Annotated in this window: 8 protein-coding genes; 2 read left to right on the top strand and 6 right to left on the bottom strand. The window is 73.5% G+C overall.

The annotated features are described in order from the left end of the window. The 4 genes from ACFW2E_RS27335 to ACFW2E_RS27350 all read right to left on the bottom strand — a co-directional run. A partial coding sequence (locus tag ACFW2E_RS27335) for a hypothetical protein (protein ID WP_384469721.1) occupies window positions 1-911 on the bottom strand: 911 nt, incomplete at its 3' end. Then, window positions 908-1,750 carry a protein phosphatase 2C domain-containing protein gene (locus ACFW2E_RS27340; RefSeq protein WP_384469722.1) on the bottom strand — a complete coding sequence of 281 codons (843 nt, stop codon included), beginning with the start codon at window positions 1,748-1,750 and terminating at the stop codon, window positions 908-910. The genes ACFW2E_RS27335 and ACFW2E_RS27340, both read right to left, overlap by 4 nt. Further along, the gene (locus tag ACFW2E_RS27345; RefSeq protein ID WP_384469723.1) at window positions 1,747-2,517 is read right to left on the bottom strand and encodes a hypothetical protein; all 771 of its coding nucleotides are present in this window, start codon (window positions 2,515-2,517) and stop codon (window positions 1,747-1,749) included. Before ACFW2E_RS27345 ends, ACFW2E_RS27340 begins: the two co-directional genes overlap by 4 nt. Before the next feature lie 78 nt (window positions 2,518-2,595). After that, a complete protein-coding gene (locus tag ACFW2E_RS27350; RefSeq protein WP_384469724.1) occupies window positions 2,596-3,654 on the bottom strand; it encodes a hypothetical protein in 1,059 nt (352 codons plus the stop codon). 157 nt (window positions 3,655-3,811) lie between these two features. Here ACFW2E_RS27350 and ACFW2E_RS27355 point away from each other — a divergent pair, with 157 nt between their 5' ends. After that, window positions 3,812-4,369 carry a GH25 family lysozyme gene (locus tag ACFW2E_RS27355; RefSeq protein WP_384469725.1) on the top strand — a complete coding sequence of 186 codons (558 nt, stop codon included), beginning with the start codon at window positions 3,812-3,814 and terminating at the stop codon, window positions 4,367-4,369. Between the two features lie 221 nt (window positions 4,370-4,590). Beyond that, on the top strand, window positions 4,591-5,268 hold the full coding sequence (locus tag ACFW2E_RS27360; RefSeq protein WP_384469726.1) for a Crp/Fnr family transcriptional regulator: 678 nt from the start codon (window positions 4,591-4,593) through the stop codon (window positions 5,266-5,268). Between the two features lie 18 nt (window positions 5,269-5,286). On the opposite strand, the gene ACFW2E_RS27365 is transcribed toward ACFW2E_RS27360, so the two are convergent. Together ACFW2E_RS27365 and ACFW2E_RS27370 are read right to left on the bottom strand one after the other, a co-directional pair. Then, the gene (locus ACFW2E_RS27365) at window positions 5,287-6,981 is read right to left on the bottom strand and encodes a lipopolysaccharide kinase InaA family protein (RefSeq protein WP_384469727.1); all 1,695 of its coding nucleotides are present in this window, start codon (window positions 6,979-6,981) and stop codon (window positions 5,287-5,289) included. After that, window positions 6,978-7,844, bottom strand: an 867-nt coding sequence (locus ACFW2E_RS27370; RefSeq protein WP_384469728.1) for a protein phosphatase 2C domain-containing protein, incomplete at its 5' end; no start/stop codon positions are given. The genes ACFW2E_RS27370 and ACFW2E_RS27365, both read right to left, overlap by 4 nt.

The raw sequence follows: 7,844 nt of genomic DNA on the forward strand, positions 1-7,844 counted from the left end.
CGGGCCGCGGGCGCGCGGGCCCCGCCGCCGCGGTGGCGGGGTGCCCGCTCTCCGGGGCCCCGGAACAGGTCCGTCAGCCGCCTCGGCAGCAGGTCGGCGGGCGGCACGGAGCGGGGCAGCAGCACCGATGTGCGGTCGGTGATCCGGCACCGGCCGTGCAGCACGTTGTCGTCGTAGGAGAGGTAGTCGCTCCCGTCCGCGGGGTGCCCGGCGAAGGGGTGCAGACCGGCCAGCAGCAGCTGGTGGACCAGGACGGCGAGCAGGAAGTCGTCCGACGCGGTGTCCGGGGGCGTGCCGGCGGGCGCGCCGATCCGTTCCGGAGCCGTGTAGCCCGGGGTGCGCATCCGTCCCGGGAACATCTCGCGGCCGTCCGTGAACTGCCAGGAGTCGACGTCTGTCATACCGATCCGGCCCGTGCGCTCGACCCAGAGGTTGTCGGGCTTGAGGTCGCCCACGACATAGCCCTCGGCGTGCAGTTCGGCGAGCAGCAGGGCGAGCGCGCGGGCGGCGGCCAGCGCCGTCGCCCAGGTCGCACGGGGCGGGAAGGCACCGCGGGCGGCCGGGGTCAGCAGATGCGCGAACGGGCGGTGGGTGCGGCGCATGTCGGGCATCACGTAGCCGTCGACCGCGTCGGCGCCGCCGCCCGCGGTCCGCACCGGGACCATCGGCCAGGCGAGTCTGACGGGGGTCCCGGACAGCAGGCCCACCGTGCGTGGTTCGCGCCGCTGCCGCACCAGACTCACGACACGGCGGCGGTACGCGTCCGGGTCGGGCGGGTCGGGCACCAGCTTGGCCACCAGGGGACGGGTGTCCGCCACTCCGTACACGATCCCCTCGGAGCCGCCGCCTATCCGCTCGGTGAGCCGCCACTCGCGTCCGCCGTCGGACACCACCGTCAGTCCCACGGTCACCCGCCTTCCACGAGCGCGCACAGGACGGTCAGGTCGTCGCCGGTCCGGGCCGCCCCGGGGCCCGAGAGCAGGGCCCGCAGGGGTTCGGCGTCGCCGCCGTTGCCGCGCAGTGTCGCGGCGAGGCCGCCGAAGAAGCGCTCCGCCGGTAACGGACCTGCCTCCGGCCGCAGTTCGCGCACGGAGGGGTGGTCGAGGGTGAGTGCCGCGCAGCCGTCCGTGGCGAGGACGACCCCGCTGAGCGCGGGCTCCCACACGACGAACGTCCGTACCCGCAGCGTGGCCCCCGGGGACGAGAGGAAGGGCGGCCGGGGCGCACCGGGCGGCGGAGGGGGCAGGACGAGGTGGCAGCGAACCCGCGCGCACTTCTCATCGTCCGACACGGTGCCCGCCGGGTCCTCGTGGGTGAGCAGCGTGCCGAAACAGTCGCCCACCGAGACGAAGGCCACCCAGGGCGGCCGTACGACCGCCGCGGCCAGGGCGGCCGCCAGCGCGCCGAGGTCCGCCGGTCCGGCGCCCGGTCCGGCGTCCCGGGAGTCCGCTCCCAGCACCCCTTCCGCCGCTCGCCGGTACTCCTCGACCACGCGCACTCCGCGCCCGGCGATCCACCGCGTCCAGGTCTCCGGCGCCTCCTGCGCCCGGGGTATCTCCTCGGTGAGCAGCCGGCAGGCCGCGTCCACGGCGATGTGCGCGCCGAGTGCGCTGCGCTCCCGGCTGCCCGCGCCGTCCGCGACGGCCAGCACCGCCGTGTCCCCGAGGTCCACCGCCCGGAAGGCGTCCTGGCAGCCCAGCCCGGCGGCCAGATGAGCGGTGCCCTGGACCCCGGCACCCGCGACGATCACCGGTGGTCCCTCTCCAGCCGGTCCATGCGCTCCCGCCGCGCGGCGAGGTCGGCCAGCTGCCGGTGCACGTCGCCCGGGTCCTGCACCGCGCCGATCCGGTCCGAGCTCTGGAAGAGCAGGTCGAGGATCTGCCCGAAGTCCAGGTTCTCCAGCATCAACGCGGCGCCGGGTGCGAGGACTTCGAGCAGCTTGAGGTCGGCGCCGCGCACCCCGATCGCCTGGAAGACGCACTCCCCGCGCTGCTCGCCCCGGCGCACACGGCCCGCCGTACCCGCCAGGGCCTCGGCGTCCAGGGGCCGGCCGGCCGCGTCGCTGGGCGCGCCGTCCGTGAGAACCCACAGGAACGGCCGCCGGACCTGGACGTGTTGTTCCTGGAGGGCGCGATAGCGGTTCCGGGCCAGTTCGAGCGCCGCCTCGACGGCCTCCGTCATCCGGGTCAGCCCGGACGCGTCGAGCCGTGGCGGGCGCATCTCGTCCACCGGTACGAAGAGCCGCCCGGCCGGGGCCTCCTCCACCGGCACCAGCCGTCCCGCGCCGGGGTCGAAGACCCGCACCCGGGAGTCGAAGGTGATCAGGCAGACCTCCACCCGCGCCCGCAGCCTCGGCTCTGCGCGCACGCCGTCGAACCAGCGGGTCAGCGCGTCGTTGAGCTCGTCGATACGGGGGTTCCCCACGGGTCTGCCCATGGAGGCCGAGGTGTCGAGGAGCAGGACCACGGGCTGCCGCTCGTCGTAGCCGGCCCCGAAGCCCATGCCGTGCGCGCTCATCCGGGCTCCGCCTCGCCGTGGCCGCCGTCCGGGGGCGTCGCCCTGCCCGCGCGCGCGACGAGCCGGCCCCGCTCCGGATCACGGCGCACGGTCACTTCCGTGCCCGGCGCGAGCCCGGGCGGCTCCGGCAGCATGCGCAGCAGTACGCCCTCGACGAGCACATAGGCGTCCGGGTCGGGCCAGGTCACCGTGCGCCCCGGACAGCCGTCCGCCCACTCGTCCATCCCCGTGGTCATACGGCAACGGTATGTGACATCGACACCAACCTGCCTGGTCCTTACGCGAATTGGCACCCAAGAATGCGGGGTGCGCGCGGGTGACGTCGGCGGGCAGCACGTCGTAGTCGTTGGTCCCGGCGCGGGGTACGGCGACGGCCGCGTGGTAGATCCGTCGCACTCCCTGCCCGGCCAGGGCGCCCGAGCCGGTCGCGGCCACGGTGCCGGGCAGCACCGGGCGTCCGGAAGTCCCGTGCCGGGCGGTCCACTTGCGCAGTTCGTGGTGGACCGGGTCGTCCAGCACGTCACCGGTCACGCCCCGCACGGTACCGGCGCGGCGCAGTGACGCGGAGACCGAGGACTTGTACAGCTCGGGCAGCGCGAGGTAGGTGTTCGTCGGGGAGACGACCACGTCCACGTCGCGCAGCAGGTCGACGGGGTGCACATGGACCATGAGCCTTGCGTTCCGGTCGCCGGCCGAGACCTCCACGGACCGGTGGGTGGCGCCGTCCCACTCGTCCCCGGCGCCGGCGGCTGCCGGGACCCCCTCCGCGGCCAGCCGGACGATGCGTTCTGCGACCTGCTCGAGAACCATCACCTCGTGGTGCTTGCGGAAGCGTTCCACGCTCACCCGGTACACCTCGGCCGCGCGGGACCGGCGGGACGAGGGGGGCCAGTCACTGGTTCCCTGGGCCAGCCCCAGGGTGTACTCGGCGGCGGTGCGCAGGGTGCCCGCGTCCAGTTGGGACACGGCCAGCCGCAGCAGCGCCTCCACGGCCTGGTCGCGCGTGCGGGCGGGCACCGAGGCCGCCACGGCCTCCAGCGCGGGCAGCGGCCGGCCGCGCAGCCGGACGAGCCCGGCACGCCGAACTCCCTTTAGTTCGGCGAGTATTGACGCATGATCAACTGACGGCGGCGCCATGTGATCCACCATGACACCACGCGTCACGCGGGGACAAGCGGGACGGCCCGGACCGTGCGGGGTCGGACAAACCTGACGCGCCGTCGGATCACCCGTGCAAAGGTGGACCTGTACCTCCGTCTCCTGTCACCCCACTGACACTTCAGGGAGTCCCCCCATGCTGCACGGCATCGATGTGAGCGCGTTCCAGTCCTCGTCCTACGACACGGACGGTCTCTCCTTCGTCTTCGTCAAGGCGACGGAGGGACGTTCATACGTCAACCCGAGACTCGCCGCCCAGACCAAGACCGCCCGTGACGCCGGTCTGGTCGTCGGCTTCTACCACTTCCTGTGGCCCGGCAATCTCACGGCCCAGGCCGAGTACTTCGTCCGGCACACCCCCGAGCGGCCGGGTGACATCCTCGCCGTCGACTGGGAGACGACGAGCGAGGGGACGCACGCCAGCAACGCGGAGAAGGACCTGTTCATCCGCAAGGTGAAGGAACTGCGGCCGGACAACCGGGTCGTGCTGTACGCGAACCGGAACTACTGGCTCGACGTCGACGTCACCTCGTACGCCGGCGACGGCCTCTGGATCGCCGACTACGTCACCGCGGGCAAACCCCGCATCAAGGCCAAGTGGCTCTTCCACCAGTACGCGAGCGAGCCGCACGACAAGGACGTGGCCGCGTTCGCGAGCCGGGCCGCGCTCCGGGAGTGGGCCACGGACGTCTGACCGGCCCGTCGCCGGGTGTGCCGAATCCCTCCGTCCGAACAGGTTTCGGGGCAGGGCGCGGGGGCCACACTGATGCAGTCCCGGTGCGGGGGCCGACGACGGGAGGGTGGCATGACGGGGACGATCTCCATACGGGCCGGGTACCGGCGGGTGCGGCAGTCCCCGTCGGCGGTCACCGGCTCGGCGGGGTCGGTCTGCCACGGGCCGCTGGGCTGACCGTGGTGGCCGTCCGCCCCGCGCCCTTCTGGGAGGCTCTCGACCCCGGTGACCGGGCCGGGCTGCTCCGGGCGGGAGTCCGGGTCGTGCTGGACGCCGGGCGGCAGTTCCTGACGCAGGGCGAGGACTCGGACCATCTGATCGTGGTGCTGCACGGGTGGGTCAAGGTCGTCGCCCAGTCGCACGCCGGCTACCGCGCCCTGCTCGCCCTGCGCGGCCCCGGCGAACTCCTCGGCGAGCAGGCGGCGGTGGAGCGGGGGCGGCGCTCGGCCTCGCTGGTCACCGCCACCCCGGTCGATCTGCTGCAGCTGCCCGCCTCCCGCTTCCACGTCCTGGCCCGCGCCCGCCCCGGTGTCGCCGACGCCCTGGAGCGGACCCTGTCGCGCCGCCTGCGCGAGGCGGACCTCCAGCGCGCCGGCATCACCGAGCCGGTGCCCGCCAGGCTGGCCGCCCTCCTGCTCGATCTGGTGGAGCGCTGCGGGATGCCGGAGCCGGACGGCACCGGCCGCCGTATCGCCCTCGCCCTCTCCCAGGACGACCTGGCCGGGCTGCTGCTGACCTCCCGCCGAACGGTCAGCCGGGTACTGGAGCAGTGGCGTGCCGCGGGGTGGGTCGTGACGGGACGTCAGTCACTGTCGATCCGCTCCGTGGATCAGCTGAAGACGCAGGCGTTCGGCGGGTGAGGGCGCCGGAACCGGACGTCAGCAGGACGTGTAACTCACCCCGTCCCTGGGCGCCTTGTAGATCCGGTAGCCGGCCGAGTGGGTCAGCTGGTAGGTGACCGTCCACCGGTCGCAGGTGTCGGAGGGGCTCCCGGCGGGGCCGTATCCGGCGTCCTGATGGCTGGTGAAGTTCAGCGTGGCCAGGGTGTACGTACCGTCCGAGGACAGGTCGCCCAGGACGAAGTCGGTGTCTCGCGTGGTGGACATGACATCCGCCCACTTGTTCCGGCTGGACGTGGAACCCAGGTTCAGCACGCTGGTGTCCGGGTCGTAGTACTTCAGCGCCTTCTCGTAGTCCTGTTCGTTGATCGCGCCGAAGAAGTGGGCGAACATGCCCGCCACCCCCTCGGCCGCGGAGTCGTCCGCGACCTGGGAGTAGTCGACCGTGGCGCCGGTGGCCACCGCCCGGTCGGACGGAGTGCCGTCGGTGGTGTCGGGGGTGGTTTCCGGGGTGGTGGAGCCGCTTCCCGGGTCACCGCTGGTGTAGACCTCGCCGGTGGCCGTGGTCGAGACCGAGGACGGGGTGCCGTCCGTGGAGTCCATGTGGGTTGCCGCGTAGCCGACGAGCCCGCCGACCAGCGCCGCGGCGAGCAGCCAGCCGCCCACCCGGCTGCCCGTCGAACCGGTGCGGGCCGGGCGGTTCGGCTGAAGCTGTGCGGGGAGGACGAACCCCTGCGGGGCGGCTGCCGGCTGCTGCCGGGGCCGGGGGTGGTTGACGGGCGTCGGGCCGGGCGCCGGTGGCTGCGTGGTGTGCGCCGTGGCGCGCCTGCTCCGTTTGGCCCGGCTGTGCGCCAGCTCCAGCGCCGGAAGCCACTCGGACAGGGCCGGCCGGCGCTGCGGGTCCTGGTTCTGGCCGCGGACGGCGAGGTTCGCGAGCTCGGTGGAGATGGCCCGCAGCGGGCCGGGGTCCCTGTCGTCCTGGTCGCGGTTGAAGACGCGCGCGGCGAGCAGCCCGAACTTCCAGGAGTCGGAGAACACCGTGGCCTTCTCCGGTTCGGGCACCTCCCAGCCCGGGGTGTCGACCTGCTGCAGCACGTCCCTGCCCTGGTAGCGCATCGAGTCGCAGTCGATGAGCAGACAGCGGCCCTGGCCCCCGTTGAGGGTGAACAGGACGTTCTTCGGCGAGAGGTCGCCGACCGCGACCCCGTGCCGGTGCAGCCGGTCGACGGTGCGCGCCAGGTCGAGCAGGAGGCCCACCCGCTGGGCGTCGTCGACGTGCAGGCCGATCCGGGCGCCGTAGGAGTCGGGGTTGAGCAGGAACTCCAGTGCCTGCTGCTTGACCTCCGGCAGTTGCGGGCTGCGCAGCTCGTACGCCGCCGTCACGCGTGGCATGAGGAAGCCGACCACCTTGGTCCGCGGGTTCCGCGAGGGCGGGGTGACGGTGGGTGCCTCACCCCGGTACACCATGGCGGACGGCCAGGCCAGCCGGTCGTCGAGGTGAGCCCGCTCGGCCGGATCGAGCCGCAGGCGGAAGCAGACCAGGTCGTGCAGCACGTCGGCGTCGTACCGCACGTTGGGCAGGTACTCCTTGAACGCCAGGTACTGCCCGGCCAGCCTCCCCTGCGGATCGGGCACTCCGTACACGATGCCCTGGCCGCCGCCCCCGAGGCGGTCCGCCGCGTAGTTGCCCAGCTTCTCGGGCACGACCCAGGGCACCGTCGTCACATCGCTCACCGGGGGCCTCCCGCCCCGCCACCGCGCGGCCACAGGGCCAGCAGCGTGCGGTCGTCGTCGAAGGTCTCCCGGTAGAAGTCGAGCAGGTGGGCGAAGCCCAACGGTGTGACCGGCCGCTCCAGTTCACGGCAGAACAGCCGGGACACCACCCCCCGGCCGTCGCCGACCGGGTCGCCGAACCCGTCCGTGCCCACCAGCAGCACTCCGGCCGGCTCCAGGATGTACTCGAACGGGACGACCTCGGCGGGAACGTACGGCATGGGCTGTACGGCGGACGAGACCAGGCCGTCCGCGCCGACCGCCTTGCCGGCCCGGAGCGGATACAGGGTCCCGTTCTTGATCAGCCACACCCCGGAGTCGCCGACCGACACCAGCTGCACCCGTACGCCCGCCGGAGTGGGCATGGCCGCCCCGGCGACCAGGGTGGTGGCCAGCAGGTCGGCCGTCTCCTCGACGGTGGCGTCCTCCTGGCGCAGCAGCCGGCGGGCCTGCACACGGAGCTGCCAGTGCACGGTGCTCAGCAGCTTGGCCCAGTCCGTGACGAAGCCGCCGCTCGCGCGCACCTGGCCGAGCAGCTCGTCGACCGCGCTGCGGCAGGCGAGCTGGGAGCCGATGTGGGGCTGGCGGGCGTCGGAGACCCCGTCGGCGACTGCGAACACCACGGTGCGGGTGTGCTCGTCCCAGGCAGCCGCCGCGTCGTCCTCGCGGGGCCGGCCCTCGGCCCGGTGGGCGTAGCCGCGCACCGAGGCGAGCCGCAGGTCGAGCGCGTCCGTGGACCAGCCGTCGCAGACGGTGTCGGGACGGTACGACAGCCCGCCGATCCGCGGTTTCGGATCCAACACGGGTACGGCGCCGACCACGCT

It is taken from the genome of Streptomyces sp. NPDC058964 (assembly GCF_042741275.1).
Lineage (GTDB): Bacteria > Actinomycetota > Actinomycetes > Streptomycetales > Streptomycetaceae > Streptomyces.